This is a genomic window from Ancylobacter sp. GW821-FHT10E12 (assembly GCF_058809335.1).
The window spans coordinates 47534-74317 of record NZ_JBXASN010000016.1; the positions used below are offsets into that span (position 1 = coordinate 47534).

Below are 26784 nucleotides of genomic sequence, written 5' to 3' on the forward strand. Positions count from 1 at the left end.
AACGCCATGCGCGCACCTTCATGCGGCACGTAGAGCTCGGTCCGGCATTGTCTGGATTGGGGCAAACCGACAGAGGAGATCAGTCTTAGGTTGCCTTGGGCAGCAGCTTTCCCGGGTTCATAAGACCTTGGGGATCGAAGAATGTCTTTATGCCAAAAAGCAGTTTGAGATCTATCGCGGATTTGTATCGCGCCATCTCTGGCAGCAACGTCTGGCCGACGCCATGCTCGGCGCTGAACGAGCCGCGATGATGTATCACGGCAAGATCGTTGATGCGTTTCCGCACTTCGTAAATGTAAGACGGCTTGTCTTCTATCCCCTGCCAAACCGATGACTTGACCATGACGATGTAATGCACATTGCCATCGCCTAGATGCGACACCACAACGATCCGTGCCTGCGGAAAGTACGTGGCGACCTCGGCTTCCGCCGCCGCGAGAAAGGCATCTATGGCGCTGGTCGGTACCGACGCGTCCATGGTGATGCCCATGCCTTCGGTCCTGTTGGCTTCGGCGACGCCATGGCGGATATGCCAGAAATGCTCGGCCTGCGCCGAGCTCTCGGCGAGCACCGCATCGACGATCAGCCCCTCCTCGAGGCAACCGGCAAGGAACTCCTCCAGCATGGTGCGGCATATGCCGGGCTGCGACTGTCCGGCGATCTCCAGCAGGACGTAGAAGGGGTGGGGATCCTGGATGGGCAGCCGCGCATTGTGGCAATGCGTCTGCACCAGCTCCGCCTGATGACGGTTGATCAGCTCCAGCGCCGCCACTGCGACGCCGAGCTCGCGACGCGCGCGGGTCGCGAGCAGCACCGCATCGCGCGCGGTGGCGACCGCCAGCCAGGCGGAGGCGCTGTCCTTCGGCTGGGGGAACAGCCGCAGCGTCGCCTTGGTGATGATGCCGAGCGTGCCCTCGGCGCCGATGAACAGGTGCTTGAGATCGTAGCCGGAATTGTTCTTGCGCAGCGCGTTGAGCCCGTTCCAGACGCTGCCGTCCGGCAGCACGACTTCGAGGCCCATCACCAGATCGCGGGTATTGCCGTAGCGCACCACGCCGGTGCCACCAGCATTGGTGGAGATGTTGCCGCCGATCTGGCAAGAACCCTCCGCTCCCAATGTCAGCGGGAACATCCAGCCGGCCTCGATAGCCGCCTGCTGGATGGTCGCCAGCACGCAGCCGGCCTCGACCGTCATGGTGCCGTCGATGGGGTCGATTTCCAGAACCTTGTTCATGCGGTTCAGCGACAGCACGATGCTGCTGGCGTCGTTGGGGACCGACCCGCCGCTCAGCCCGGTATTGCCACCCTGCGGCACGATGTGGACCCCCGCCTCGGCGCAGAGCTTCACCACGCCGGTCACCTCCTCGGTGGAACGGGGCAGCACCACGCAGAGCGGCATTCCCGCATAGCGGCCGCGCCAGTCGCGTCCGAAGGCTTCGGTGTCCTCCGGTGCGACCAGAACGGAGCGGGTGCCGAGAAGCGAGACGAGTTGATCGATGATCACGTAACGGGTCCGTCGGGAATGCAGGGAAGGAACGGCTCTTGAACGCGGCGGCCCGCCCGGCATCCATAGGCGGGCCGCTCGCAAGAGATGCCGCTTACTTGGCGGCCCAGACGCTGAACCGCTGGGTCAGTTCGTCATTGTAGTCCGACCAGAAGGCGTCGTCGCGGCGCAACGTGTGCGAGACGAGGTCCGGCGTCATCAGGTCGGCGGCAAGCTTGGGGTCGAGCCCGTCATAGGCCTTCAGATTGGCCGGGCCGTAGCCGATGAACTCCGGGAAGCGGCGCTGGTTGGCCGGATCGAGGATGTAGCGCACGAGGTCATAGGCTTTGTCGAGGTTCGGCGTACCTTTGACGATGGCGATGTACTCGACGAAATAGATGCCGCCCGCCTGCCAGACCATCTTGAAGTTGCGCTTCTCCCCGCGATTGGCGGCGACGACGCGGCCGCTGAAGGCCGGCACCATCGTCACTTCGCCCGAGGTCAGCAGCTGGATCGCCTCGGCGCCGAGCTTGTACCAGGTGATATAGGGCTTGAGCTCGTCCAGCTTCTTGAAGGCGCGGTCGATGCCGCCCGGCTTGCGCAGTTCCTCATAGACTTTGTCCGGCGCCACGCCGTCCGCCATCATCGCGATCTCCATCGACCGCTTGGGGTCGGCACCAAGGCCGCGCTTGCCGGGAAACTTCTTCACGTCCCAGAAGTCCGCCCAGGTCTTCGGGCCGTCCTTCAGCTTGTCGCCGTCATAGGCGAGCACCAGCGCGCCGGTGAAGATGCCGGCACCGCACGGCGTCATGGTGCCGGAGGGGGCCAGCAGGTCGTCCTTCTTGATGCCGAGGCGCGACCAGTCGAGCGGCTCGAGATAACCCTCCTGGCACCCCTGCAGCACGTCGTTGGATTCGATGTCCGCCACATCCCAGTTGACGGTACCGGCATCCACCTGCGCGCGGATCAGCGACAGCGAGCCGTTATAGGTATCCATCAGCACCGGCATGCCGGTCTCCTTGGAGAACGGCTCTACCCACGCCTTCTTGATGGCGTCCTGCAGCGATCCGCCGAAGGACACCATGGTCAAGTCGCGCGCGGAAGCGGCCGTCGAGGCGGCCGGGGACAAGGCGAGGCCGAGGATGAAGCCAGTCAGCAAAAGGGAGGGAGATCGCATGGGATGCTCTTCGATGAACGGGTTGCGGGGGCGGCACCAATCACGTCGTTACTAACGGCAAAGTTTGTATACGGGATACGAACGCATGACAAGTGAGCAGTTTCAAGATTGCTGCAACATTCAGCATATGTCATTTAATTATATGAAACATAAGGGATAATATCATGTGAACGCTAGCGGCAATGCCTCGAAATGCTCGGCCATATTGTCGACGGAGCCGCAAAAAGTCGATGTACATTGTATCCTGAAATTCGTATGTTCAGGCCATCGATCCGTTCGCAGGAGCCCTTAAGTGTCCGATCTGCAACCGTTCGGCGGTATGATTCCCGCCTTCCCGACCCCCACCAAGGCCGATGGCAGCGTCGCGTCCGACGTGCTGGCCCGCATGGTGTCCTTCATGGTCGCCAACGGCGCCGATGGCCTGGTCCCCATGGGCGGGACGGGCGAATTCACCGCGCTCACCCCGGCGGCGCGCGAGGCGGCGGTCGAGGCCACCGTGGCGGCGGCGGGCAGCGTGCCGGTGATTCCGGGCGTGATCAGCCCCGGCTTCGGCGAAGCGGTGGCGACCGGCAAGGCGTTCCAGAAGCTCGGCGCCAAGGGCCTGATGGTGATCTCGCCCTTCTATGCGCCGACGACGCAGCGGGGCGTGCGCGACTATTTCAAGGCCTATCGCGACGCGGTGGACCTGCCGATCGTGCTCTACGACATTCCCCGCTACACCAACACGACCGTCGATGCCGAGACGATCGCGCAGATGGTGGATGACGGCTCGATCAATGGCCTCAAGGCCTGCAACACCGATTTCAACCATTTCATGAAGGTCGTCCATCTGTGCGGCGACCGCATGTCGGTGCTCAGCGGCGAGGATCGTTTCTGCCCGCTGCACATGGCGCTCGGCGCGGTCGGTGGCGTGCTCGCCTCGGCGACGCTGGTCCCCAACCACTGGAAGACCATCATGAAAACGCTCGCCGAGGGCACGCTGGCCGAGGCCATCGCCGAGCAGAAGCGGCTGCTGCCGCTGTTCGACGCCATTTACCGCGAGACCAATCCGGCACCGATGAAGCGGGCGCTAAAGCTGCTCGGCTTCGAGGCCGGCGATCCCCGCCTGCCGCTGGTGCCGGCCTCGGAGGAGACCACCGCCAAGCTCGCCGACGCCATCCGCGCGCTGCGCGAGGACGGCATCCTCGCGCTTTGAACCTCGTGACGGGCAGGACGACATGACCGCGCATGCAAAAATCGACACCTCGCTCTGGCCGCTCAAGCGGCAATGCGAGACCATCGGGCGCTTCTGGGCGCTGCACTGGAGCGCCATCCAGCTCACCGTGCTGAAGGAAAAGGGCGAGCGCGACCTCGCCCGCTTCAAATACCTGATCCTGCGCCGCCACCAGCGCAGCCATTTCCTCGAAGGCGTCGGCAAGCTCGGCATCGACCGCTCGCTGCCGCCCGCCATCGTCGCCGGCCGCTACCACTATTTCTCCAACGCCATCGGCGGCCTGAAGATGGAGTATATCGAGGAGAGCGACCGCAAGGTCTGGATCCGCTACATGCCGCCGGCGTGGAGCTTTCCGGGCGTGAGCCTGTTCGCCGTTCCCGCTTCGGTGCAGCGGGCGATGTTCGAGGGCTGGCACCCGTTCAACGGGCGCTCGCTCGGCACGCGCCGGCTCGGCTTCGTGGTGACCAAGGTCTACCAGGAAGGCTGCCCCTACGACGAAGGCTATTTCTACGAATACGACCATGATCTCGACGACGACGAGTTTATCCGCTTCGCGCCGGTCACCTCCTCGCCGGACTATGATCCCGAGAAGGTGCCGCAGCTCGATCCGCAGGTCTGGCCGGAAGCGCGTCTCGTCAAGGCGCGGCGCAACTTCGCCCTCGGCTATGTCGAGGATGCGGTGACCACCGCGATCGAGATGTACGGCGTCAAGCAGGCCGCCGATTTCATCGGCCAGGCTGCGCGCATGACGGCGCTGCAGTTCTTCGGCGAGCTGAAGGACAATCTCGGCGTCGAGGCGGTCGATGCCGCCGCCTTCGTCTCGGTGTTCGAGACGCTGTCCGTGCTCGCCGGTGAGCATTTCCTCGCCGAGCAGACAGGGCCGAAGTCGTTCCTGGTGTCGCGCACCAACCGGGTGCTGGCGGGACAGCCGGTTGACGCCGACATCTACCGCGCCTTGTTCCAGTATCAGGACATGGCGGCGAAGGTGCTGAGCCCGCGCGTGCGCGTCGAGCTCGCCAGCGTGACGACCGTGGACGGTGTCCGCGAGACATGGCGGGTGGAGGACAGCCCGGTCCGCCTGTTCTGATCTTTGAAGGGCGGCCGCGCGCCTTTATCGTGCGGCCGCCGCGGCTGTAAGGCTGAGGTTCCCATGTCCGTCTCCACCACCGCCGGCAGTGCCGACGCCGCCGGCCTCGGTCGGGCGGCGCAATGGGGCGTCATCGCCGCCGGCTTCTGCTCGATGCTCAATCTCTACGCCCCGCAGGCGATCTTGCCGCGGCTGGCGAGCGATTTCGGCGTGCAGCCGTCCTCCGCCGGCCTCGTCATCACCGCGACGACGCTGGCGGTGGCGCTGTTCGGGCCGTTCTCCGGCCTCGCCGCCGACCGCTTCGGTGCCAAGCGGGTCATCGTGCTGGCGCTCGTCGGCATCTGCGTGCCGACGCTGATGTCCGGCATCTCCACCGGCTTCGAGATGCTGCTCGTCACCCGCTTCCTGCAGGGCATGTTCATGCCGGCGGTGTTCACCGCCTCGCTCGGCTATGTCGCCGCCGAATGGCCGCGCGCGCAGGTCGGCCGCGTCACCGCGCTTTATGTCGCCGCCAATGTCAGCGGCGGCTTTGCCGGCCGCTTCCTGGGCGGACTCGCCGCCGATATCGGCGACTGGCATTCCACCTTCTTCGTGCTTGCGGCGATCAATCTCGCCGGCGCGGTGGCGGTGTGGCGGCTGCTGCCGCCACCGCGCGCGCATCGCCCGCATGACGCGCTCGGCCAGATGCTTGGCGCGCTGCCGAGGCTGCTCGCCGAGCCGCGGCTGCTGTCGGTCTATGCCGTCGGCTTCAACGTGCTGTTCGGGCTCGTCACCATCTTCACCTATGTGAATTTCCACCTCGCCGCGCCGCCCTATGGCCTGTCGGCGAGCCAGCTCGGCCTCGTCTTCTGCGTCTATCTCATCGGCGTCGCGGTGACGCCGCGCGCCGGGCGCTGGATCGACCGAATCGGCCAGAAGCGCATGGTGCAGATGGCGGCGGCGATCAGCATTGCCGGCGGCTTCGTCACTCTGGCGGCGCCGCTCTGGGCGATCCTGCTGGGGCTGGCGATGTTCTGCACTGGCGCGTTCATCGCCCAGGCCGCGGCGACCAGCCAGGTCGGGCTGATCGCCGGGGCGCAGCGTTCCACCGCGGCGGGGCTCTATCTCAGCTTCTATTATCTCGGCGGCGGCCTCGGCGCGGCGCTACCGGGCTATGTCTGGGCCTGGGGCGGCTGGCCGGCCTGCGTGATGCTGGCGCTCGCCGTGCAACTCTGCGCCGTGCTGATCTCCTCGCTGCTCTGGCGCCGCGCCGCGGCGTGAGCGCCACCCGGCGCTGCCGGTCGTCAGACGGTGGGGAGGGGAAACAGCAGCGGCACCGCCGTCAACGCCTGCACCTCGTCCAGCGTCTGGCCCGGCGCGAGTTCCAGCACCCGCACCCGGCCGCCCCCCAGCGCCAGCACCGCCCGGTCGGTATAGATGCGCGTCACCACGCCGAAGGCGGTCGCCGGCAAGGTGCAGCGCGGCACGATCCGCATCTCGCCGCGTCGGCCGGCATGCTCCATCAGCACCCACACCTCGCGCGCGCCGATGGCGAGGTCCATGGCGCCGCCGACACCGGGCGGCACGCCCTCGCGGCCAAGCGACCAGTTGGCAAGGGTGCCGTCGGCGGCGACCTCGAACGCCCCCATCAGCGCGATATCAACATGCCCGCCGCGCATGATGCCGAAGGCCATGCCGGAGTCGCAGATCGCCGCGCCGGACCGAAGCGTGGTGAAGTCCTTGCTGGCATTGATGAGGTCGGGATCGCCGGCGCCCTCCGCCGGCGGCGGCCCCATGCCGATCAGCCCGTTCTCGCTCTGGTAGACGATCTCGCGCTCCGGCGGCACGAAAGCCGGCACCAGCGTCGGGATGCCGATGCCGAGATTGACGCAGGCGCCGTTCGGAAGGTCGCGGGCGGCGCGGGCAGCGATGCGCGAACGGACATCGGTGATCATCGGGCCGGCTCCCGGACATAGACGCGATCGACGAACAGGCCGGGCGTCGCCACCGCCTCGGGGTCGAAGCTGCCGAGCGGCACCGCCTCGCGCACCTCGGCGATGGTGAGGCGCGCGGCGGCGGCCATCAGCGGCGCGAAATTGCGGCTCGCCAGCCGGTAGACGAGGTTGCCCCAGCGGTCGGCGCGGTCGGCCCGGATCAGCGCGACATCGGCGGTGAGGGCGTATTCCAGCACATGCGGGCGGCCGCCGATCATGCGCTGCTCCTTGCCCTCGCCGAGCGCGGTGCCCGCGGCGGTCGGTGTGTAGAAGGCGCCGATTCCGGCGCCGCCGGCGCGGATGCGCTCGGCGAGCGTGCCCTGCGGCACGAGGTCGAGCGCGATGCGGCCGTCGCGGTAGAGTTCGTCGAACACCACCGACCCGCGCGAGCGCGGATAGGAGCAGACGATCTTCGATACCACCCCCGCCGCCAGCAGCGCGGCGACGCCGCGGGCGGTGCTGCCGGCATTGTTGGAGATGACGGTGAGGTTGCGCGCGCCGTGGCCGATCAGCAGGTCGATCAGCGTCTCCGGCACGCCGGCCTCGCCGAAACCGCCGACGAAGACGCTCGCGCCGTCGCCGATCCCCGCCATCAGCTTTTCGGGGTCGGAGCAGAACTTGTCGATCATCTGCCTGTCCCCGGCCGGCCGGTCAGTGCGCGCTTTGCAGCTTCTGGGCCCGCCGTGTCAGCACGTTGTTGGCCAGCATCAGCAGCACCGAGAGGATGGTGAGCAGCGTCGCTGCCGCCAGGATGGTCGGGCTGATGTTCTCGCGCACGCCGGCATACATCTGCCGCGGCAGCGTCAGCTGGCCGGGGCCGGCGATGAACATCGCCACCACCACGTCCTCCAGCGAGGTCGCGAAGGCGAACAGCGCCCCGGTGGCGACGCCCGGCGTGATCAGCGGCGCCGTCACCCGGAGGAACACCCGGATCGGCCGGGCGCCGAGATTGGTAGCGGCGCGGGCATAGTCCGGCGACAGGCCGGCCAGCGAGGCGCGCACCGTCACGAAGACGAAGGGGAGCGCCATGGTGGTGTGGGCGACGATGAGGCCGATATAGGTGCCGGTCAGCCCGAGCGTCGCGTAGAAGAAGAAGAACGACACCGCGAGGATGACGACCGGGATCGCCATGGGCAGCATCAGCAGCGCGCTCACCGCCGCCTGCAGCCCGCGCGGCAGCCGCGACAGGCCGAGCGCCGCCGCGGTGCCGAGCCCGGTTGCCAGGATCACCGTGCCGAAGCCGACGATGAAGCTGTTCTGGATCGAGGAGATCCACTCCGACCGCGTGAAGAAGTCGACATACCAGCGCGTCGACCAGCCGGGCATCGGATAGACCAGCGCGGCGCTGGAGGTGAAGGACAGCGGGATGATCACCACGATCGGCACGATCAGGAAGGCGAACACCGAGAGGGCGAACAGCCGCGACAGCAGGCCGAGACCGTCGAAGAGGGCCGGGTTGCTGCGCATGGTCACATTCCCGCCTTGGCGCCGCTGAGGCGCGCGAACAGGACGTAGAGGGCGAGGGTCAGCACCAGCAGAACCGTGCCGAGCGAAGAGGCCAGTCCCCAGTTCAGCGACTGGTTCGTATACATGGCGATGAACTGGCTCACCATCTGGTCGGACGGGCCGCCCACCAGTTGCGGCGTGACGTAGTAGCCGAGCGCCAGGATGAAGGTGAGCAGGCAGCCCGCCGCGGCGCCGCGATAGGTCTGCGGCACATAGACCCGCACCAGCGCCCGCACCGGATTGGCGCCGAGGCCGGAGGCCGCCCGCATCAGCGAGGGCGGGATTTCCTTCATCGAGGCGTAGAGCGGCAGGATCATGTAGGGCAGCAGCACATGCACCATCGCCACGATCACCGAGAAGCGGTTGTGGAACAGCGGCAGCGGGCCGTCGATCAGGCCGAGCGCCCTCAGGCTCTTGTTGATCAGCCCCTCGTTCTGCAACAGCACCACCCAGGCGGTGGTGCGAACCAGGATCGAGGTCCAGAACGGCAGCAGCACCGCCGTCAGCAGCACCGGCACCCAGCGCGCCGGCGCATTGGCGAGCAGATAGGCCGCGGGATAGCCGAGCAGCAGACAGAACACCGTCACGGTGAAGCTGATCTCGAAGGTACGCGCGAACAGCACCAGGAAGATGCGGTTGGACGAGGCCACCTGTTCGACCTCGCCGGTCGGCGCCTTCTGCAGGTCGGCGGTGGCGAGATAGTAGCTGGAGGTGAAGCGTGCCGATTCGGTGTGGAGCCGCTGCCAGACGCGGGGGTCGTCCCAGCGGCGGTCGATCGTCGTCAGCTCGGCGCGCGCGGCCGCGTCGTCGGCGGGTTGCGCCTGCGCGATCATGCTGCCGGTCTTCATGAACAGCGTGCGGTAGCCGGATTCCATGAAGTTGGCCCGCCGCGCCAGCACACCGATGCTGCCGTCGCGCTGCGCGTCCGTCATGTCGCGGGCGAGGGCGCCAAAGGCGGCGTCCGGCGGCAGGCTCTGCCCATCCCATTCGGAAAGCGCGGCCACGGTGCGTGGCAGCGTGTCGGGAATCTCGGCGTTGGAGACGCTCTGGTAGAGGAAGCCGATGATCGGCAGCACCAGCCCGACCAGCAGCAGCAGCACCGACGGCACCATGAGCCCGACGCCGATCCAGTCTGTCGGCGTCCGGGACTTCATGACGGGCCGCGACAGCACCTGCGGCGAATTGAGAGCGGCATCCACCAAATGTCACCTCGACGAGCGGAATCAGACGGACGGAAAGCGTGCCGACCCTGGAGACGCGCCACGGCGCGCTACGGGTGGCTGGTGGCACGCATGCTGCATCACCCGCGCCTCTGGTTCAAGGACATTATATCCAAAAATCAGACATCTTCAGGGTCAATGGCGCGTCGCGCTTAGCGCGTGATGTCGTTCACGGTAAAAATAACACAATAAAATCAATATGATAAATAATCATATTTGATATTGGTCGCGAAATGAGCAACAATGCGTTTGCTCATGAGGGCGGCTTTCTGTACACTGTATCCAGAATTTAATGACTGGTTGCGGATGGTTTCATGATCATCGACTTCGGCAGCAGGCCTCCCTTGCCGCCCTTCAACCCCACCAACGCCACCCATCTGGCGAACTATGACCGCGTCTACGCCACCAGCGCCGGCGCTGCCCGCGATCAGGTGGCGTCGGTCGGCGAACCGGGCGCGCTCGACGCCTATCTCAAGGCCTATGACGATGCCGGCGTCACCCGCGTGGTGATCCACGGCAAGGATGTCGAGACCACTTTCGGCCTCAAGATCCGCAACGAGGACGTCGCCGCCTTCTGCCGCGAGCATGGGGAGCGGTTCATCGGCTTCGCCGGCGTCGATCCGCACAAGGGCTACAAGGCGATCGACGAGCTCAAGAAGGCGGTGGAGGAGCTCGGTCTACGCGGGCTGAACCTGCAGACCTTCGAGCACTGCATCCCGATCAACGACAAGAAATTCTATCCGCTCTACGCCAAGTGCATCGAGCTCGACATCCCGGTCGGCATCCATGCCAGCATCAACTTCTCCACCTCGACGCTGATGGAGCACGGCCGGCCCATCAATCTCGACGAGGTGATGGTGCATTTCCCCGAGTTGCGCGTCGTCGCCATCCCGCCCGGCTGGCCCTGGGTGGAGGAGCTGATCGGCGTCGCCTGGCGTCACAAGAACGTGCATATCGGCCTCTCCCCGGTGCGGCCCAAATATCTCGACCTGCCCGAGACCGGCTACGGACCGCTGGTGCGCTACGGCAACGGCCTTTTGAAGGACAGGATGATCTTCGGGACCTCCTATCCGCTGCAGCCGATCCAGCGCACCATCGACGAGACGCTGGCGCTGCCGCTCAAGGACGACGTGAAGAAGATGTGGTTCCACGACAACGCCGCCCGCCTGCTCGGCCTCGCCGAGCGCGTCCTGAAACCCGAACCGACCGCAGCGGAATGATCACCAGCGTCCAGTCCCTTTCCCAGTCGCGTGCCGGCGCCAACGTCGCGGACACCCGTCCCGGCGCCGCTCCGACCGGGGCGCGCTCCGAGGCCCCGGTGGCCGTCTCGGTGCGCAATGTCGCGAAGTCCTATGGCGGCGTCGTTGCCGTCGACGACATCTCGCTCGACATAAGGCAGGGCGAGTTCCTGACGCTGCTCGGGCCTTCCGGCTGCGGCAAGACCACGCTGCTCAACATGCTCGCCGGCTTCTTCCAGCCGACCTCCGGGCAGATCCTCATCTATGGCGAGGACGTCACCCGCCAGCCGCCCTATCTGCGCGACACCGGCATGGTGTTCCAGAACTACGCGCTGTTCCCGCACATGACCGTGGCGCGCAACATCGCCTTCGGCCTCGAGGAGCGCGGCGTGCCCAAGGCACAGGTCCGCGAGAAGGTCGAGCGGGCGCTCGAAATGGTGAAGCTCGCCGGCTTCGGCGACCGGCTTCCCGTCGCGCTGTCGGGCGGCCAGCAGCAGCGCGTCGCGCTTGCCCGCGCGCTGGTGATCGAGCCCAAGGTGCTGCTGCTCGACGAACCGCTCTCGGCGCTCGACAAGAACCTGCGCACGCAGATGCAGATCGAGATCAAGCAGCTGCAGATGAAGGCCAACGTGGCCACCGTCTTCGTCACCCACGACCAGAGCGAGGCGCTGGCGCTGTCCGACCGCATCGCCGTGCTCAACAGGGGCCAGATCGAACAGATCGGCACGCCGGAGGAGATTTACACGCGGCCGCGCACCAGCTTCGTCGCTTCCTTCATCGGCGAGGCCAACAAGATCCGTGCGCAGGTGCGCGAGAGCAACGAGCGCGCGCTGGTGCTGGCGACGGAGAGCGGGCGAACCGTCACCGTGCCGAAGTCGCCCGACCGCGTCAGCTTCATCGCCCGCAGCGACGTCAACATCTTCATCCGCCCGGAGGACGTGCAGATCGGCCCGCCGGTGCAGGCCGATACCGACTGGCTGCCGGCGAAGGTAATCACCCAGAGCTACCAGGGCAGCCTCTACCATATCCTCGTCGATGCGCCGGGCTTCGGCGAGATGCTGATCGCCGCCCCGCTCGGCCCGCATGTGCCGGTGGCGCTCGGCGCCAACGTGTCGCTGCGCATCAACATGGAAAAGATCGTGGTGCTGCCGGTCTGACCGCAGCCTCTCCCTTGTCCGCGCCGCCTGCCGGCGCCTGAACAGTCGTCCCGAAATGCTCCATAGCACCGCCGCCGCCTCGCTCGACCGCATCTTCCGCCCGCGCAGCATCGCCTTTGTCGGCGCCTCCGAGGCCGCCATCAAGGTCGGCGGCCGCCGCTGGCTCACCTCCGCCGGCGCCGGGTTCGAGGGCGCGCTCTATCCGATCCACCCCAAGGCGGAGCGTCTGTCCGGCATCCCGGTGCTGCGCTCGGTCGGCGAGATCGACGGTTCGCTCGACCTCGTGGTCATCGCCATCCGTCCGGATGCGGTGGAGGAGGTGGTCGCCGAATGCGCCGGCAAGCAGGTCGGCGGCGTCGTGGTGATCACCGGCGGCTTCGGCGAGCAGTCCGAGGAAGGCCGCGCGCTCGAGCATCGTCTGGCGGCGCGGCTCAAGGCGGCCGGCGCACGGATGATCGGGCCGAACTGCGCCGGCATCTTCTCCCGCGGCGGCCATGTCAACGCCACCGGCATGAACCTGCCGGCCGGCCCGATCGGCCTCGTCACCCAGAGCGGCAATGTGCTGCTCGACTGCGCCCACCGCGCCCGGCGCTCCGGCATCGGCTTCAGCATCGCCGCCAGCATGGGCAATGGCGTCGATCTGCGCTCGCCCGAGCTCGCCGAGGCGATGCTGCGCGATCCCGATACCGAGGTCGTCGTCGCCTATGTCGAGGGCTGGCAGCCCGGCGAGGCGCGCCAGTTCTGCGACGTGGTGCGCCAGGGCGGCGGCGCCAAGCCGGTGATCCTGGTCAATCCCGGCACCTCCGATGCCGGCCGGCGCGCGGCGCTGTCGCATACCGGCTCGCTGGCGGCAGCCGAGGCGGTGGCCGCCGCCGCCTTCGAGCAGGCCGGCGTGCTGCACGTCTCCAGCATCGACGCCGCCTGGGGGCTGGCCGAGGCGCTCACCCGCCTGCCGCGGCTGCGCCGGCCGACCGTCGCGGTCGCCTCGGACGGCGGCGGCCACGCCACTCTCGGCTGCGACGTCGCCGAGGGTGCCGGACTGGCCATTCCCGAATTCGACGATGCGCTCCGCGCGCAGCTGCACGGGTTCCTGCCGGTGCGCTGCCCGGTCGGCAACCCGGTCGACTATGCCGGCTATGCCGAGGAAGTTCCGGACGTCATCCCGCAATCCATCGAGACCTGCCTCGCCTCGCCCGAGATCGGCGCGGTACTGCTGGCCGGCCATTTCGGCGGCTACCATCATCTTGCCGGCGAAGCGGTGCGCGAAGCCGAACAGGAAGCCGCCCGCCGCATCGGCCGTGCGGTCGAGGCGCTGGACAAGCCGGTGATCGTCCACTCCGTCTATGCCGATGACGACGAGCCGGTGAACGCCATCCTGCGCGGCTACGGCATTCCGGTCATGCGCACGCTGGCCGAGGTCGGCACGCTGCTGTCGGGCATGCTGCGCGATCTTGCTTTTCGTGGGCGCCCCACCGCCACCGAAGCGGACACGGTGATACTGCCCGATCTCTCCGAGCTGCTGGACCGCTCGGCGCCCGGCGAGGCGCTGGTGGAGTTCGACACCCGCCAGTTGCTCGCCCGCGCCGGAGTGAACGTGCCCGCAGCCAGTCTCGCGACAAACGCCGAGGAATGCCGCGCGATCGTCGCCGCCTTCGGCGTGCCGGTGGCACTGAAGATCTCCTCGCGCCGCATCGTCCACAAGAGCGATATCGGCGGCGTGCTTCTGAACGTCACCGCCGAGGACGCCGCCGCCAAATTCGAGCGCCTGCGCGCGCTCGCGGCCGACGATCCCGAGGCCGGCGTGCTGGTCACTCCGATGGTGGCGCCCGGCATCGAGCTGGTGATCGGCGCGGTGCGCGACGCCCAGTTCGGCCCGATGGTGATGGTCGGCCTCGGCGGCGTGCTGGTCGAGGTGCTGAACGACGTCGCCTTCGCCATGGCCCCTTTCGAGGCCGACACCGCCGCCGCCATGCTCGGGCGGCTGAAGGGCCGCCGCCTGCTGGACGGCTATCGCGGCCGGCCCCCGGTGGACGAGGCGGCGCTCGTCGCGCTGCTCGTCTCGCTCTCCCGGCTGATCGCCGGCGAGCCGCGCATCGCCGAGATCGACATCAATCCGGTGATGGCCCGCGCCGACGGCGCGGACGTCGTCGACGCCCGCATCATTCTGGCCGGCTGATCCCGGCTCCCGCGCCGGCGGCTCGCGCGCGCCGGCCCGACGACAGGCGGGGCCTTTCTGTCCCTGCTCATTGGATACAAAATACGCCGCGCTGCCGCGGCCATGGAGACGAAACATGTTGAACGCCGAAACGCTCGTCGCTGCCGCGGCCGGGATCGGACGTCAGGGCCGCCTGAGCCCGCTCGAGGCCGGGTATTTCGAGGATGCGGCGCAGTTCTTCCCCGGCGCGGTGCTGGGCGGCAATACCCTCGCACAGGATGGCAAGTTCGTCTTCGACCACGGCGATGGCTCGCGCTTCTGGGACGTGTCGGGCAATGAATATATCGACTACGTGCTGTGCTCGGGCGCCATGTTCCTCGGCCACGCCCATCCCGCCATCCAGGCGGCAGTCGCCGATCAGGTGACGCGCGGCACCCACGCCTTCGCCTATCTGAACGAGACGGCGGTGCGCCTCGCCCGGCGCATCGTGCCGCATATCCGCTGCGCCGAACGCATCCGCTTCACCACCGCCGGCTCGGATTCCACCTTCCACGCCATCCGCCTGGCACGCGGCTTCACCGGCCGCGAGAAGATCCTGAAGTTCGAGGGCGCCTATCACGGCGTCCACGACTATGCGCAGATCAGCACCTCGCCCCGCCAGCATTCCAACTTCCCGGCCGGTATCGCCGACACCTCCGGCATCCCGGCGGCAGTCAAGGAACTGATGCTTGTGGCGCCGTTCAACGACGTCGACACCCTCGCCTCGATCCTCGCCGAGCACGGCCACGAGATCGCCGCCATCATCGTCGAGCCGATCCAGCGCATCCTGTCGCCCAAGCCCGGCTTCCTGCAGGCGATCCGCGAGCTCACCGCCAAGTATGGCATCGTCATGATCCTCGACGAGGTGGTGACCGGATTCCGCTACGGCATCGGCGGTGCGCAGGACTATTTCGACATCGTCCCGGACATCGCCACCTATGGCAAGATCATCGGCAGCGGCCTGCCGGTCGGCGCCATTGCCGGCCGCGCCGACATCATGGATCAGGCCAATCCGGCCAAGAAGGGCCAGCCCGACTACGTGTACCAGAACGGCACGCTGCAGGCGCATATGCTCGGCTGCGCCGCCTCGCTCGCCATGCTCGACGTGCTGGAGGCGCCAGGCGTCTATGACAGCGTCTTCGCGGTGGCGGACAAGTTGCGTGCCGGGCTGCAGGAGGTGTTCGACCGCCATGACATGGGCATCCTCGTCTTCGGCGAAGGCCCGATGTGGCACATGCTGTTCACCGACAGGGTGCCGACCAACTGGCGCGAGATAACCGCAACCGACACCAAAAAGATGGCCGCCTTCGAGGCCGAGCTGCTGCGCCAGGGGCTGTTCGTGCTGCCCGGCAACCGCCGCTTCGTGTCGATTCGCCATGACGAGCGCGATCTCGAGGAGACCTTCGCCGCCGCCGAGCGCGCCTGCCGCGCCTTCAAGGCGTGAGCGCGGCCATGGCTCTCGCCCCGCTCAATCCCGATGCGCTGTGGACGCCGGCTGGCCCCTATGCCCACGGCATCATCGTCGATCCCGGCATGCGCTGGCTCGTCACCACCGGGCAGGTCGGCCTCGGCAAGGACGGCGCCGTCGTGGACGGTGCCGAGGCACAGAGCCGGCTGATCTGGCACTATCTGAAGGTGCTGCTCGACGAAGCCGGCATGGAGATGTCCGACCTCGTGCGCATCGGCGTCTACGCCACCTCGCCGGAGGCGCTCGCCGCCCATGGCCGGGTGCGCAACGAGGTCATCGGCACCGCCACGCCGGCGACTACGGCGGTGATCGTTCCTGCGCTCGCCAATCCGAAATATCTCGTCGAAGTCGAGATCATGGCCTGCCGCCGGCCCTGAGCGGCGCGCAGGTCCCTTCCGTCCATCAAGAGGCCCAGAGATGAAGAACAGCAGCGGCGTTTGGCAGAACTATATCGGCGGCAAGTGGGTCGACGGCACCAGGACCATCGTGGTCGACGATCCCGCCACCGGCAGCGGCTATGCCGAGATCTTCGCCGCCTCGAAGGAAGACGTCGATGCGGCGGTGAAGGCCGCGCGCGCCGCCTTCGCGACGCGGGCGCTCTACGAGATGGCGCCGCACCAGCGCATGATGCTGCTGCTGCGCATCGCCAACGAAATCCGCGCGCTGGAGCCGGAGATCGTCCCGGTACTGGTGCACGAGAACGGCAAGAACATCGAGTTCGCCAAGGACGAGGTCGAATCCGCCGCGCAGTATTTCGAATATTACGCCGGCGTCGCCGACAAGGTGTTCGGCAAGTCGATCCCGCTCGGTGGTGGCTATGTCGACTACACCCAGATGGTGCCCTTCGGCGTCTCCGGCCAGATCGTTCCTTGGAACTTCCCCTTCGAGATCGCCGCCCGCTCCATCGCTCCGGCCTTTGCCTGCGGCAATGCCGTCGTCTGCAAGTCGCCCGAGCTCTCGCCGCTCGCCATGAACTACCTCGCCATCGCCTGCGAGCGTGCCGGCGTGCCGGCCGGCTATTTCAGCGTGATGTGCGGCTATGGCCACGAGGCTGGCGACGCGATCACCGCCCATCCCGGCATCGACCAGATCGTGTTCACCGGATCGGTGGTCACCGGCCAGCGCATCCTGCGCAACGCCGCCGAGCGCATCGTGCCTTGCGTGCTGGAACTCGGCGGCAAGTCGGCCGGCATCGTCTACAAGGATGCCGATCTCGACACCACCGCCTCCAGCTCGGCCATCGGCATCTTCGCCCATGGCGGGCAGGTCTGCTCGGCCGGCTCGCGCCTCATCGTCCACCGCACTGTACATGACGAGGTGGTGGAGAAGATGGTGAAGTGGGTGAAGTCCTCCAGCCAGGGACCCGGCACCGAGGGCCACTTCCTCACCCCGCTTATCTCGGCGGCACAACGGGATAAGGCCGAAGCCTTCGCCCTCGCCGCGGTGCAGGCCGGCGCCACCGCCGTGGTCGGCGGCCGCCGCAATGCCGATCTGCCGGGCTTCTACATGAACCCGACCATCCTCACCGGCGTCACCGCGGATATGGATATCAACTGCTCGGAAGTGTTCGGCCCGGTGCTGGCCGTGCTGTCCTTCGACGAGCCGGAAGAGGCGGTGGCGATCGCGAACGGCACCGATTACGGGCTGGCTGCCGGCGTCTACACGCGGGACCTGTCGCTGGCCCACTGGACGGCGGACCGGCTCGAAGCGGGCACAGTGTTCGTCAACAAATGGTTCGTCGGAGGAAACGAGACTCCCTTCGGCGGCTTCAAGAAATCAGGCTATGGCCGAGAGAAAGGCGTCGAAGCTATGGCGAATTACTGCCAGACCCGAAACATCGGCATCAAACTGTGAAACATCGCGACAGCCGGAATCGAGCTTCCGGCTGTCGCGCGGCCTCCAACCATCATGCTATTTGGTATACAAGAGACAGAATGACCGCCGAGATTCGAGCGCTGGGCCGGGCACGCACCTGAGGGAGGGTTGATGGTTCTCGTCGGTTCCACAAACACCGATGATCGCCGGTTTCACGTTCCAGAAATCATAGCCAAGGAACTGGCTCGATTTCTGGAAGACGAGATCGTGTTCGGGGACCTCCCGCCGGGCTCCAGGCTCGTCGAGGAGGACATCGTGCGGCGCTTCAACGTGTCCCGCTCGCCGGTGCGTGAGGCGCTGCGTGTCCTCGAACAGGAGGGCCTCGTATCGCGCGAGTCTCGGCGCGGGGTATGGGTCGGACCGCTGACGCTCGATGACCTCAATGAGGTCTATACATGCCGTCTCAATATGGAAGGGCTCGCGATGGAGCTCGCCGCCCAGAAATGTACCCAACGCGACATCAGCGAGATAAAGGACCTGCTCAACAAGCAGAGAGAGGCCTATGAGGCCCAGGACAAGCGAGGATTCTTCAAGGCGAACGTCATGCTATCCTCTAAAATTCATGCTTCGTCCGGAAACAAGACGCTTACGAGGCTTCTCGCGAGCATCGGAAAGCAATCCTTGCGCTATCGCTACTTCGCCTATTCTCAGGCGCCGGAAATGATGCAGGCCTCAATCGAAGGTCATCGTGAAATTATTGCCGCGATGGAAAAAAAGAATGCCCGTTATGCCCGGACCCTCATGGAGGACATGATCCAGCGGTCCTGGAGTTCGATCGCGAAATTTTTGGGCCAAGCTGTGTGATCTGGCGTAATCGCGCCGCCGCAAATCATCGAGATCTCGCCCTCCCACATTGAGGCGCTGGAAAGGGATCTCGATGTCGGGGCCGAAATAAGTGTTGTTTGAAATCATGCAAGGCTATTATTATAATAATGACTGTAAATTTATATAATATCTATGCATTTTACGGTCATGATGATTTAAAACTTCTACCTGAGGCAACCTTGAATGAGGTGCCGACGCTACGAGCATTTGCGAATCTGGAATATTGATTTCGCCGCGGAAGCGCAGGCCGAAATTAGCGGAGCTTTCAACGGGGACCTATATACGTGATTGACCCATAGCCCGAAGAAAGAGCCCGCCGAAGCGGGCTCCTTTGGGTCTCAGCGGTTCATTCACCATCCGAGGCGGCGCTGTCTGGGGCAAAGAGCTTGGCGAGATTTGATGGCGATGGCTCGGTGGTCGCGTCGTCCCTCGTGTTCGCTAACGTCCATCCAGCCCTGCCATTGGATTTGAACACTGGCGAATTGGACATCATGGCGCTCAGATTGTTACGCGGTTCATTCCCGCCAATCGATAAGCCAAGCAAAGACGTGATGTGATCGTAGATGACACTGGTGGGTGTCGGGTTAGTCCGATTCGCCAGAAACAGCCGGGCTGCCTCCAATGCCTTCGCGCGCTCAGGCGAGGGCGCCCGCGCGGCGGTCCGGGCCGGCGCTCGTTCAGGGGCGTATGGCGGCTCAGCCACGATATCCCCAAACTGCCGATTGTCTGGCCTTGGCACATCCGTCTCGTACAACGCAAGCATCCTGCGCGCCTCTAAAAGTCGCTGATATGTCAGGCTCTTAGTAAGCTCGGCTTCGAGGCTTGCGACCTCGGCACGCAGCGCGGCAACAAACGATGAAGACATAGCCGGTCCCTCCCGATCTGTGGGGGACACTACCATGTCGCCATGCGGAACAAAAGGTGTGTGGCGTGGGGTGGGGTGAGGCTTGTGGCGATCCTTGGCTTCCGCTATACCAGTAATCACCGGCCCGTGAAACGAGTCCGGCCCGCCATGGTCTAGCCACCATGAACGAGCCGGGTTTCGCGGGTTCCATCGAACTGGATTAGGAGCCTGATGGAAGGGCGTGGTCCGCCCCATATTCGCGTTGCATTTTATATAGGACCGTCGTCCGCGGTGCAAGGCTCCGGAGAGGAGGAGCCTGCATGGTCTTCGTCAACGCTTACACCCGTATTCGCTATGGCCGCGTCGAATTTGTGCGCGCTCATAACCGTTCCTTCCCCCGCTGATTTAGCGATTTAGGACGAGAAGTTGGCCGTCGAGGAGCATCGCTTCCCGGCGGCTTTTTTTGTTTTGGAACGCTGTACGCTTTCCTCGACCTCGGCAGGCTTCGTTGCGACGAAACGACTCAGTGCTCCCTCAAAGCTCATATCGAGCTTGAGTGGCGGCTCTAGCTTGCGCTTCTCGTCTGTCATGCGATCAACGCCTTGTATGTCAGGCGGCCCTCGACGCACCCGAATAGGCCGTTCATGCGAGCACCGACGGCCATGTCACGGCGGTTGAAGCGCCACGTCATTTCCGCCACGTACCGATCAAGGTGCTTCGGCGATACCCAGTGATGGATGCCCACGATCTGACGCTTGAGGAGCGCCCACACACTCTCGATCCCGTTGGAATGGATCGTGTAGTGGCGGACGTACTCGCCGGCGCTGTGGTTCACCGCGTGGTGATAGTAGCCATCAATGCCACGGAACGAAACGTGATCGTCTGTCATGAGGGTAGAGCCCAGCGCCACGTTGTCCGTGATGACACGCTTCACAGTGCGCGCCTTCATGTCGGGCACGGAACCGGCCCGAAGCTCGCCATCGCGCTCCAGAACGCCGAGCACGATCGCCTTGCCAGCGCCGCCCTGCGTGCCGCCCTTGCGGTCTGCGGCGTGCTTGTTCTTCTCCTTGCCGCCGACGTAGGTTTCGTCTGCCTCCACAGTACCCTTAAGGGGCGCGTTGAAGGAGTTGGTACGCGCGGCATGACGCAGCCGATGCAAAACGAACCACGCGCTTTTCTGCGTGATTTTGAGGTCCTTGGCGAGCGTCGTGCTGGCGATACCCTTGGGATGGGAACGGCGCATGACCGCGGCCCCCGCGATTCCGTTGCTCGTCGTCGACATCGGCGGCGCGCTGGTACGAGCGCCCCGACGTGCTCGATTGGCCGTGGTTGGCGCTGGGCGACGTTCTGCGCCTCACCCAGCGAGCATGCCACGCAGGTGGCAATGACGGCGACTAAGGCCGCTGCAGCCGTCGACATCATAACGGCTGACGGGCCGGTTCGGGCGATTCCCGACTGGTGCGCGCTCGGCACTCTAGAGGCCGCCATCACCTTCGGCGGCATTCATACCTTGGCGCGCGACCTGTTCAAGCAGGACCAGCGGCTCGCCCTCGCGCTGATCCTCGCCGAGATCGAGCCAGCCCCTCGTGCATAAAGCCTATTACGCCGCGCGGCATGGGACCGGATCTGGGCTATTCGCCGCTCCGCTATTCGCCGCTCTGCCGCGCCGGGTGAGCGATGCGGGCATACGGGGCGGCGCCCGCGGGCAAATAGCCCAGCTTCTCAGAGAGTTCACCGGCAGCAGCGAGCAGGCGGTCGAGATAGGCGTCGCGATGGCGCAAACCGTCCTCGCGGGGAGTGACAAGGCACAGCGTAGCGATCACCGAGCCATCGGCCTGATGCACCGGCACGGCGAAGCAATAAGTGAAGTTCTCTACCGTGCTGTTGAAGGTGAAGAAGCCGTCCGAGGTGGCGCGCCGCACCTCGGCAAGGAACTGCGTGGGCTCGAGCAGGCGGCCATTGGGCAGCACGAAATCCTCCGGCGAGATGAAGCCGAGAATCTCCTCGTCGCTCATGTGTCCGACAAGCAGGCGGCCGGATGCGGTCCACGGGATCGGCACGAGCTCGCCAATATCGGAGGAGATGCGGAACGGGCGCAGGCCCTCACGCATCATCGCGACGGTATATTTGTTGCCGTCGAGCATGCACATCTGGGAGGTCTCGCGCGTTTCCTCGGCGAGGCGCTGCAGCAGCGCCGCGCTTTCGCGCATCAGGTCGAACTGCCCGGAATAGGCCATGCCGAGGAAATAGAGCCGGCGGCCGAGAAACACCCGGCCGTCGCCGCCGGAATAGTCCAGCATGCCCTGGCGAAGCAGCAGGTTGACGAGTTCGTAGACCGAGGACCGCGGCCCGCCCATCTCGGCGGCGATCTCGTTCGGCCGCATGGGCTGGCGGCGGGCACGCAGGAATTCGAGGATGTCGAAGGCCCGGTCCAGGCCGCGGCTGCGCTTGGCCCCACTCTCGCGAGCGCCGTCCTTCTGCGGGCGGTCCCCGCCCGTCGCCTTGCTCGCCTGGCGCTCCCCGGCCTTCATCTCGCTGACCCTCCCTCGCTGGACGACGCCGCCCCGCCGCCTTCGGACGGGACGGCGGCCGGCCTCACATCTTGTCGGCGCGGAAGGCGACGCAATCGATCTCTACCTTGCAATCGACCATCATGCGCGACTGGACGCAAGCACGCGCCGGCGGATTGTCGGAGAAATACTCGGCATAGACTCCGTTGAAGCTCCAGAAGTCGCGCGGGTCGTCGAGCCACACGCCACAGCGCACGATGTTCTCCACCTCGTAGCCGGCTTCGTGGAGGATGGCGATCATGTTCTCGATGGCCTTGCGGCTCTCGGCAATGATGCCACCGCCTACGATCTCGCCCTTCTCCATCGCCACCTGGCCGGAGACGTAGAGCCAGCCATTGGCCTGGGTGGCGCGGGCGAAGGGAAGCTTCTGGCCGCCCGCACCGGTTTCGCCGGCGCCGTATCGAATGATGGTCATGCGTACCTGCTCTTTTACTGAAAGCTCGAGGACTTGAGGAAGTCGGCGAGCCGCTCGGTCCTGGGCCGCACGAACATTTCCTTCGGATCACCCTCCTCGCCGATGACCCCCTTGTTCATGAAGATGACGCGGGTGGAGACCTCGTAGGCGAAGCGCATCTCGTGGGTGACGAGAAGCATGCTCATGCCGTCGGCGGCGAGGCCCTTGATGACCTGAAGCACCTCGCCGACGAGTTCGGGATCGAGCGCCGAGGTCACCTCGTCGAACAGCATCAGCCGAGGGTTCATCGCGATGGCACGGGCGATGGCGACGCGCTGCTGCTGGCCGCCGGACAACTGGCCGGGGTAATGGTCGGCCCGCGCGCCGAGCCCGACGCGCCCGAGCCATTGCTCGGCGAGCGCGCGCGCCTCGTCGCGGCCCATCTTCTTCACCTTGACGAGGCCGAGCATCACGTTCTGGGCCGCGCTCATGTGCGGGAACAGGTTGAACTGCTGGAAAGCCATGCCGGTGAGGGCGCGCTGGCGGGCGATCTCCTTCTCGCTCTTGCGGCGCCGCCCGGAGGGGCCCTCCTCATAGCCGATCGCCTCGCCGTCGAGCAGGATCTGCCCGCCCTGAAACTCCTCGAGCATGTTGATGCAGCGGAGCATGGTGGTTTTGCCGGAGCCGGAGGAGCCGATGATCGAGATCACCTCTCCCTGACGCATGGCGCAGTCGACGCTCTTCAGCACCTCGACGGCGCCGTACTGCTTGCGCAGACCCTTGATTTCGAGAAGCGGCTTGTTCATTGCGCGCGCCTTCAGGAAGGGACGGCAGTCTTGCGCTCGACATATTTGCCGAGCCGCTCGATGCCGAAATTGATGAGGAAGTAGAGGAAGCCCGCGAGAAAATAGAACTGCAGGCTGAGGAAGTTGCGGGAGATGATCTCCTGCGAGCGCAGGAGAAGCTCCGCCACGCCGATCACCGACAGCAGGGTGGAGGCCTTCACCATCTCGGCGGCGGTGTTCACCCAGGTCGGCAGGATCTGGCGCAGCGCCTGCGGCCACAGCACGCTGGCGAAGGTCTGGCGGAAGGTGAGGCCGATCGCCTTGGCCGCCTCGGTCTGGCCGGTCGGGATCGCCTGCAGCGCGCCGCGCACGATCTCGCCAATATGCGAGGAGCAGAACACTGCCAGCGCCAGCACGCCGGCCTGAAACGGGCCGAGATCGAGGCCGACGGTGGAGAAGATGTAATAGCTCGCCAGCACCAGCACGAGCACCGGCGTGCCGCGTACCACGTCGGTGTAGAAGCGCAGCAGCGCCTGCACGAGGCGGTTGCCGTAAACGAGGCCAAGCGCCACGCCGACGCCGAGCACCGAACCGGCGAGAATGGCGAGCGCCGAGATCGACAGGGTGACGCCGAGACCCTTGAGGAGCGCGAAGCGAGCGATCCAGATCTCGTTGAGGAACAGCGTAAGATCGTTGACGAAGCCCAGGTTCGGCATGCGCGCCTCACTTCGGGATGGCGAGGCGGCGCTCGACGAAGCGCATAAGCGCGGCGAGCACGGCACAGGTGACGACGTAGAGCGCGGAGGTCACCATCCACACCTCGATGATACGGAAACTCTCCACATTGATCTTGCGGGCCTCGAAAGTGAGCTCCGGCACCGCGATGGCTGCGGCGAGCGAGGTGTCCTTGAACAGCGAGATGAGCGTCGAGGACAGCGAGGGCAGCACGTTGCGCAGCATCAGCGGTATCACCAGCGAGGTGCGGATCTGCATCGGGGTCAGCCCGATGGCGAGCCCCGCCTCCTTCACGCCGCGCGGCACGGAGAGAAGGCCGGCGCGGAACACCTCGGCGAGATAAGCGCCGGAATAGACCGCCAGCGTCAGCACGAAGCTCTGGATCTTGTCGATCCGCACCCCGAGTTGCGGCAGGGCGAAATAGGTGAACAGGACCAGCACCAGGATCGGCAGATTGCGGATGATCGTCACATAGAGCGCGGCCGGGCGGTGCAGCCATCCCGGCCCGCCGGCGAGCGCGAAGGCGACCGCCAGCCCGATGAGCGCGCCGATCATGAGCGATGCCGCCGCCAGTTCGAGGCTGAGCAGCAGTCCGCCGAGCAGCAGGTCGAAGCTGCGCCAGACCGCGGAGAAGTTGAGCGTGTAGCCCATGAGGGATTCCCGGTGGAGACGGACCGGCGCGCCGGCTTGGCCGCGCGCCGGTCGATCCTATCGACGGCTCACTTGAACTCGACCGGGAACCCGATCTGCGGCGGCGGCAGGTCCTTGCCGAACCACGTCTTATAGGACTTCGCATAGGTGTCGAACTCGACGCCGGTCATCGCCTCGTGAAAGGCGGTGTTGACGAAGTTCAGCCAGTCCTGATCGCCGCGCTTCACCGCGCAGGCATAGGTCTGCGGGCTCCAGCCATAGCCGGCATCGACATAACGGCCGGCATTCTGGGTCATGAACCAGGCGATGGAGGATTGGTCGGTGGCCACCGCGTCGGCGCGGCCGGAGTTCAGGGCCTGATAGACGAGGTCCTGGCTGTCATACTGGTCGACCTTCGCATCCGGCAGGGCGGCGTGGACCATCGCTTCCGCATAGACGTTCTGCAGCACGGCGACTGTAACCTTGGAGCCGGCCGCCTTCAGCGCCTCGAAGTCCTTGAAGGGACTGCCGGCCTTCAGCATCAGGCCGACGCCCTCGCGGTAATAGGGAATGGTGAAGGCCACCTGCTGGGCGCGCGCGCCGGTCACCGTCATGAACTGGCAGGTGATGTCGACCTTGCCGGTGGTGATGTTCGGGATGCGGGCGTCCGACGACTGGTTGACGAACTCGACCTTGCTCGGGTCGTTGAACAGCGCCTTGGCGAGGATGTGACCCATGTCGACATCGAAGCCCTGCAGGGTGTCGTCGGCGCCCTTGAAGTGCCAGGGCGCGTTGGTCGAGCCCGTGCCCATGACCAGATGGCCGCGCGCCAACACCTTGTCGAGGGTGCTGCCGCCATCCTGCGCGAAGACCGCGCCGGAGAGAAGAAGAGACGAAGCCAGCGCAATGACGCCGGCGCGGAAAGACGCGCTCATGCCGGTTCCCCTGTTGTTGTTTCGTATGTCCAATATATTGTACATACGTCCTATTTATTGGATTGACCTATTCATGCCCTCGGCCCATAGCTTGTCAAGATGAAAGATGCGGGCGGATGGGCAGGCTCGTATGGCGCCGCCTCGGGCCTCCCTGCGCGAGGATGGGCGACTTGGCCCGCGGCTGATCCCCCCGGCGCGGTGCCTGCATGGATGCAGAGGATGCGTATGAGCTTGACGAGTGCCCCCCTGTTCGCTGCCGAGACACCGGCGGTCCTGGTCGATCTCGCGGTGGCGAGGCGCAACATCGCGCGCTTCCAAGCCTATGCGGATGCGCACGGGCTGAAGGTCCGCCCGCACATCAAGACCCACAAGCTGCCGGCCGTCGCCCACATGCAGCTCGCGGCCGGCGCCGTCGGCATCACCTGCCAGAAGCTGTCCGAGGCGGAGGCGATGGTGGCCGGGGCCCCCGAGATCAACGACGTGCTGATCACCTACAATATCGTGGGCGCCGACAAGCTCGCCCGCCTTGCGGCACTGGCCGAACGGGTGACCCTTTCGGTGGTGGCGGACAGCGAGGCCGTCGTCGCCGGCCTGTCCGCGACCTTTGCGGGCGCGCCTCGACCGCTCGCCGTGCTGGTGGAATGCGACACCGGCGCCGCGCGCTGCGGCGTGACCACTCCGGAGGCCGCCGCCGCCCTTGCCCGGTCCATCGCCGGCGCGCCGGGTCTCGTCTTCGGCGGGCTGATGACCTATCCGCCGGTCGGCGCCGCCGGGGCGGTGGAGGCCTTCATGCGCGAGGCGAAGGCGCGGATCGAAGCGACGGGCCTATCGGTGCCGGTGATCACCTCGGGCGGCACGCCTTCGATGATGCAGGCGGCCGAGGCTCCGGTGACCACCGAGTACCGCCCCGGAACCTATGTCTATAACGACCGCTCGCTGGTGGCGCGCGGCGTGTGCGGCTGGGAGGACTGCGCGCTCATCGTGCTCGCCACGGTGGTCTCGGTGCCGGCGCCGAACCGCGCCATCGTCGATGCCGGCTCGAAGACCCTCACCTCCGACCTGCTCGGCCTCACCGGCTATGGCCACGTGCTCGGCCGGCCCGACATCGCCATCGACCAACTTTCCGAGGAGCACGGCCGCCTCGTCAGCGAGGAGCCGATCGGCCTCGCCGTCGGCGACAAGGTGCGCATCGTGCCGAACCACGCCTGCGTGGTCACCAACATGGTCGACGCGATCCATGTCGTCGACGGCGGCGAAATCGCGCGCTGGCCGGTCGCCGCGCGCGGCTGCATCGTCTGACGGGAGGCGGCGCGCGAACCGGACCGCGCGTCGCCCCTCCCGCGGGCGCGAGTTCGCCCTCGATCCACCCGACGCCACCTTCGGGGCAAGCCGGCGTGCAGCAATCCTCGACCATCCTAAGCCGCAGCAGCCGAGCGCCGAAACCCGTGTCGCACCAGAATGTCAGCCGGCGCCCG

At 66.0% G+C, this 26784-nt stretch carries 27 protein-coding genes; 12 read left to right on the forward strand and 15 right to left on the reverse strand.

Features of this window, described 5'->3' with window-relative positions:
- Positions 1–85: 85 nt before the first annotated feature.
- Positions 86–1504 carry an FAD-binding oxidoreductase gene (locus tag AC1RU4_RS19995; protein WP_492892889.1) on the reverse strand — a complete coding sequence of 473 codons (1419 nt, stop codon included), beginning with the start codon at positions 1502–1504 and terminating at the stop codon, positions 86–88.
- A 94-nt stretch (positions 1505–1598) separates the two neighbouring features.
- Complete coding sequence (locus AC1RU4_RS20000) at positions 1599–2660, reverse strand: ABC transporter substrate-binding protein (protein ID WP_492892890.1); 1062 nt, start codon at positions 2658–2660, stop codon at positions 1599–1601.
- A 292-nt stretch (positions 2661–2952) separates the two neighbouring features.
- Between AC1RU4_RS20000 and dapA the strand changes: the two genes are divergently transcribed.
- The 3 genes from dapA to AC1RU4_RS20015 all read left to right on the forward strand — a co-directional run bounded on the left by dapA (position 2953) and on the right by AC1RU4_RS20015 (position 6220).
- The gene (gene dapA / locus AC1RU4_RS20005; protein WP_492892891.1) at positions 2953–3855 is read left to right on the forward strand and encodes a 4-hydroxy-tetrahydrodipicolinate synthase; all 903 of its coding nucleotides are present in this window, start codon (positions 2953–2955) and stop codon (positions 3853–3855) included.
- Between the two features lie 22 nt (positions 3856–3877).
- Entirely contained in the window at positions 3878–4960 is a 1083-nt protein-coding gene (locus AC1RU4_RS20010; RefSeq protein WP_492892892.1) for a hypothetical protein, read from the forward strand.
- Between the two features lie 63 nt (positions 4961–5023).
- Complete coding sequence (locus tag AC1RU4_RS20015) at positions 5024–6220, forward strand: MFS transporter (RefSeq protein ID WP_492892893.1); 1197 nt, start codon at positions 5024–5026, stop codon at positions 6218–6220.
- 23 nt (positions 6221–6243) lie between these two features.
- On the opposite strand, the gene AC1RU4_RS20020 is transcribed toward AC1RU4_RS20015, so the two are convergent.
- Genes AC1RU4_RS20020 through AC1RU4_RS20035 form a run of 4 tightly spaced genes read right to left on the reverse strand, consistent with a single transcriptional unit; the run spans position 6244 to position 9638 of the window.
- Positions 6244–6894 carry a 3-oxoacid CoA-transferase subunit B gene (locus tag AC1RU4_RS20020; protein ID WP_492892894.1) on the reverse strand — a complete coding sequence of 217 codons (651 nt, stop codon included), beginning with the start codon at positions 6892–6894 and terminating at the stop codon, positions 6244–6246.
- Complete coding sequence (locus tag AC1RU4_RS20025) at positions 6891–7562, reverse strand: 3-oxoacid CoA-transferase subunit A (protein ID WP_492892895.1); 672 nt, start codon at positions 7560–7562, stop codon at positions 6891–6893. The genes AC1RU4_RS20020 and AC1RU4_RS20025 overlap by 4 nt, the downstream gene beginning before the upstream one ends.
- Positions 7563–7584: 22 nt before the next feature.
- Positions 7585–8400 (reverse strand): ABC transporter permease, encoded by an 816-nt coding sequence (locus tag AC1RU4_RS20030; protein ID WP_492892896.1) that lies wholly within the window; start codon positions 8398–8400, stop codon positions 7585–7587.
- 2 nt (positions 8401–8402) lie between these two features.
- Positions 8403–9638, reverse strand: coding sequence for an ABC transporter permease (locus AC1RU4_RS20035; protein WP_492892897.1), 1236 nt, complete (start codon positions 9636–9638; stop codon positions 8403–8405).
- Positions 9639–9973: 335 nt separating this feature from the next.
- On the opposite strand from AC1RU4_RS20035, the gene AC1RU4_RS20040 reads away from it, so the two are divergent.
- From AC1RU4_RS20040 to AC1RU4_RS20070, 7 genes are all read left to right on the forward strand, one after another.
- Positions 9974–10879, forward strand: a complete 906-nt coding sequence (locus tag AC1RU4_RS20040) for an amidohydrolase family protein (protein WP_492892898.1) — start codon at positions 9974–9976, stop codon at positions 10877–10879.
- On the forward strand, positions 10876–12054 hold the full coding sequence (locus tag AC1RU4_RS20045) for an ABC transporter ATP-binding protein (RefSeq protein ID WP_492892899.1): 1179 nt from the start codon (positions 10876–10878) through the stop codon (positions 12052–12054). Before AC1RU4_RS20040 ends, AC1RU4_RS20045 begins: the two co-directional genes overlap by 4 nt.
- Positions 12055–12109: 55 nt before the next feature.
- Positions 12110–14230: an acetate--CoA ligase family protein gene (locus AC1RU4_RS20050; protein WP_492892900.1), complete on the forward strand. Its 2121-nt coding sequence runs from the start codon at positions 12110–12112 to the stop codon at positions 14228–14230.
- Positions 14231–14345: 115 nt separating this feature from the next.
- A complete protein-coding gene (locus tag AC1RU4_RS20055) occupies positions 14346–15692 on the forward strand; it encodes an aspartate aminotransferase family protein (protein WP_492892901.1) in 1347 nt (448 codons plus the stop codon).
- Between the two features lie 8 nt (positions 15693–15700).
- A complete protein-coding gene (locus AC1RU4_RS20060) occupies positions 15701–16093 on the forward strand; it encodes a RidA family protein (protein WP_492892902.1) in 393 nt (130 codons plus the stop codon).
- 40 nt (positions 16094–16133) lie between these two features.
- Positions 16134–17570, forward strand: a complete 1437-nt coding sequence (locus tag AC1RU4_RS20065) for an aldehyde dehydrogenase family protein (protein ID WP_492892903.1) — start codon at positions 16134–16136, stop codon at positions 17568–17570.
- A gap of 132 nt (positions 17571–17702) precedes the next feature.
- Positions 17703–18395 carry a GntR family transcriptional regulator gene (locus AC1RU4_RS20070; RefSeq protein WP_492892904.1) on the forward strand — a complete coding sequence of 231 codons (693 nt, stop codon included), beginning with the start codon at positions 17703–17705 and terminating at the stop codon, positions 18393–18395.
- A 367-nt stretch (positions 18396–18762) separates the two neighbouring features.
- Here AC1RU4_RS20070 and AC1RU4_RS20075 read toward each other — a convergent pair whose 3' ends face one another.
- From AC1RU4_RS20075 to AC1RU4_RS20085, 3 genes are all read right to left on the reverse strand, one after another.
- Positions 18763–19281, reverse strand: coding sequence for a hypothetical protein (locus AC1RU4_RS20075; RefSeq protein WP_492892905.1), 519 nt, complete (start codon positions 19279–19281; stop codon positions 18763–18765).
- A gap of 392 nt (positions 19282–19673) precedes the next feature.
- A complete protein-coding gene (locus AC1RU4_RS20080; protein ID WP_492892906.1) occupies positions 19674–19850 on the reverse strand; it encodes a hypothetical protein in 177 nt (58 codons plus the stop codon).
- On the reverse strand, positions 19847–20542 hold the full coding sequence (locus tag AC1RU4_RS20085) for an IS1595 family transposase (RefSeq protein WP_492892907.1): 696 nt from the start codon (positions 20540–20542) through the stop codon (positions 19847–19849). Before AC1RU4_RS20085 ends, AC1RU4_RS20080 begins: the two co-directional genes overlap by 4 nt.
- 102 nt (positions 20543–20644) lie before the next feature.
- Here AC1RU4_RS20085 and AC1RU4_RS20090 point away from each other — a divergent pair, with 102 nt between their 5' ends.
- On the forward strand, positions 20645–20854 hold the full coding sequence (locus tag AC1RU4_RS20090; protein WP_492892908.1) for a hypothetical protein: 210 nt from the start codon (positions 20645–20647) through the stop codon (positions 20852–20854).
- 52 nt (positions 20855–20906) lie between these two features.
- Here AC1RU4_RS20090 and AC1RU4_RS20095 read toward each other — a convergent pair whose 3' ends face one another.
- The 6 genes from AC1RU4_RS20095 to AC1RU4_RS20120 all read right to left on the reverse strand — a co-directional run bounded on the left by AC1RU4_RS20095 (position 20907) and on the right by AC1RU4_RS20120 (position 25309).
- Positions 20907–21791, reverse strand: a complete 885-nt coding sequence (locus tag AC1RU4_RS20095) for an IclR family transcriptional regulator (protein WP_492892909.1) — start codon at positions 21789–21791, stop codon at positions 20907–20909.
- Positions 21792–21855: 64 nt separating this feature from the next.
- Positions 21856–22245, reverse strand: a complete 390-nt coding sequence (locus tag AC1RU4_RS20100) for a RidA family protein (protein WP_492892910.1) — start codon at positions 22243–22245, stop codon at positions 21856–21858.
- A 14-nt stretch (positions 22246–22259) separates the two neighbouring features.
- A complete protein-coding gene (locus tag AC1RU4_RS20105) occupies positions 22260–23030 on the reverse strand; it encodes an amino acid ABC transporter ATP-binding protein (RefSeq protein ID WP_492892911.1) in 771 nt (256 codons plus the stop codon).
- 11 nt (positions 23031–23041) lie between these two features.
- The gene (locus AC1RU4_RS20110) at positions 23042–23725 is read right to left on the reverse strand and encodes an amino acid ABC transporter permease (protein ID WP_492892912.1); all 684 of its coding nucleotides are present in this window, start codon (positions 23723–23725) and stop codon (positions 23042–23044) included.
- Between the two features lie 7 nt (positions 23726–23732).
- Positions 23733–24395: an amino acid ABC transporter permease gene (locus tag AC1RU4_RS20115; protein ID WP_492892913.1), complete on the reverse strand. Its 663-nt coding sequence runs from the start codon at positions 24393–24395 to the stop codon at positions 23733–23735.
- A 68-nt stretch (positions 24396–24463) separates the two neighbouring features.
- A complete protein-coding gene (locus tag AC1RU4_RS20120; RefSeq protein WP_492892914.1) occupies positions 24464–25309 on the reverse strand; it encodes a transporter substrate-binding protein in 846 nt (281 codons plus the stop codon).
- A 231-nt stretch (positions 25310–25540) separates the two neighbouring features.
- Between AC1RU4_RS20120 and AC1RU4_RS20125 the strand changes: the two genes are divergently transcribed.
- The gene (locus AC1RU4_RS20125) at positions 25541–26608 is read left to right on the forward strand and encodes a D-TA family PLP-dependent enzyme (RefSeq protein WP_492892915.1); all 1068 of its coding nucleotides are present in this window, start codon (positions 25541–25543) and stop codon (positions 26606–26608) included.
- Positions 26609–26784 lie beyond the last annotated feature (176 nt).

Coding starts and splice junctions, on each gene's coding strand:
- AC1RU4_RS20000 (WP_492892890.1), bottom strand. CDS start 2,660: ATGCGATCTCCCTCCCTTTTGCTGACTGGCTTCATCCTCGGCCTCGCC.
- AC1RU4_RS20010 (WP_492892892.1), top strand. CDS start 3,878: ATGACCGCGCATGCAAAAATCGACACCTCGCTCTGGCCGCTCAAGCGG.
- AC1RU4_RS20015 (WP_492892893.1), top strand. CDS start 5,024: ATGTCCGTCTCCACCACCGCCGGCAGTGCCGACGCCGCCGGCCTCGGT.
- AC1RU4_RS20020 (WP_492892894.1), bottom strand. CDS start 6,894: ATGATCACCGATGTCCGTTCGCGCATCGCTGCCCGCGCCGCCCGCGAC.
- AC1RU4_RS20025 (WP_492892895.1), bottom strand. CDS start 7,562: ATGATCGACAAGTTCTGCTCCGACCCCGAAAAGCTGATGGCGGGGATC.
- AC1RU4_RS20030 (WP_492892896.1), bottom strand. CDS start 8,400: ATGCGCAGCAACCCGGCCCTCTTCGACGGTCTCGGCCTGCTGTCGCGG.
- AC1RU4_RS20040 (WP_492892898.1), top strand. CDS start 9,974: ATGATCATCGACTTCGGCAGCAGGCCTCCCTTGCCGCCCTTCAACCCC.
- AC1RU4_RS20045 (WP_492892899.1), top strand. CDS start 10,876: ATGATCACCAGCGTCCAGTCCCTTTCCCAGTCGCGTGCCGGCGCCAAC.
- AC1RU4_RS20050 (WP_492892900.1), top strand. CDS start 12,110: ATGCTCCATAGCACCGCCGCCGCCTCGCTCGACCGCATCTTCCGCCCG.
- AC1RU4_RS20055 (WP_492892901.1), top strand. CDS start 14,346: ATGTTGAACGCCGAAACGCTCGTCGCTGCCGCGGCCGGGATCGGACGT.
- AC1RU4_RS20060 (WP_492892902.1), top strand. CDS start 15,701: ATGGCTCTCGCCCCGCTCAATCCCGATGCGCTGTGGACGCCGGCTGGC.
- AC1RU4_RS20065 (WP_492892903.1), top strand. CDS start 16,134: ATGAAGAACAGCAGCGGCGTTTGGCAGAACTATATCGGCGGCAAGTGG.
- AC1RU4_RS20070 (WP_492892904.1), top strand. CDS start 17,703: ATGGTTCTCGTCGGTTCCACAAACACCGATGATCGCCGGTTTCACGTT.
- AC1RU4_RS20075 (WP_492892905.1), bottom strand. CDS start 19,281: ATGTCTTCATCGTTTGTTGCCGCGCTGCGTGCCGAGGTCGCAAGCCTC.
- AC1RU4_RS20080 (WP_492892906.1), bottom strand. CDS start 19,850: ATGACAGACGAGAAGCGCAAGCTAGAGCCGCCACTCAAGCTCGATATG.
- AC1RU4_RS20085 (WP_492892907.1), bottom strand. CDS start 20,542: ATGTCGACGACGAGCAACGGAATCGCGGGGGCCGCGGTCATGCGCCGT.
- AC1RU4_RS20090 (WP_492892908.1), top strand. CDS start 20,645: ATGACGGCGACTAAGGCCGCTGCAGCCGTCGACATCATAACGGCTGAC.
- AC1RU4_RS20095 (WP_492892909.1), bottom strand. CDS start 21,791: ATGAAGGCCGGGGAGCGCCAGGCGAGCAAGGCGACGGGCGGGGACCGC.
- AC1RU4_RS20100 (WP_492892910.1), bottom strand. CDS start 22,245: ATGACCATCATTCGATACGGCGCCGGCGAAACCGGTGCGGGCGGCCAG.
- AC1RU4_RS20105 (WP_492892911.1), bottom strand. CDS start 23,030: ATGAACAAGCCGCTTCTCGAAATCAAGGGTCTGCGCAAGCAGTACGGC.
- AC1RU4_RS20110 (WP_492892912.1), bottom strand. CDS start 23,725: ATGCCGAACCTGGGCTTCGTCAACGATCTTACGCTGTTCCTCAACGAG.
- AC1RU4_RS20115 (WP_492892913.1), bottom strand. CDS start 24,395: ATGGGCTACACGCTCAACTTCTCCGCGGTCTGGCGCAGCTTCGACCTG.
- AC1RU4_RS20120 (WP_492892914.1), bottom strand. CDS start 25,309: ATGAGCGCGTCTTTCCGCGCCGGCGTCATTGCGCTGGCTTCGTCTCTT.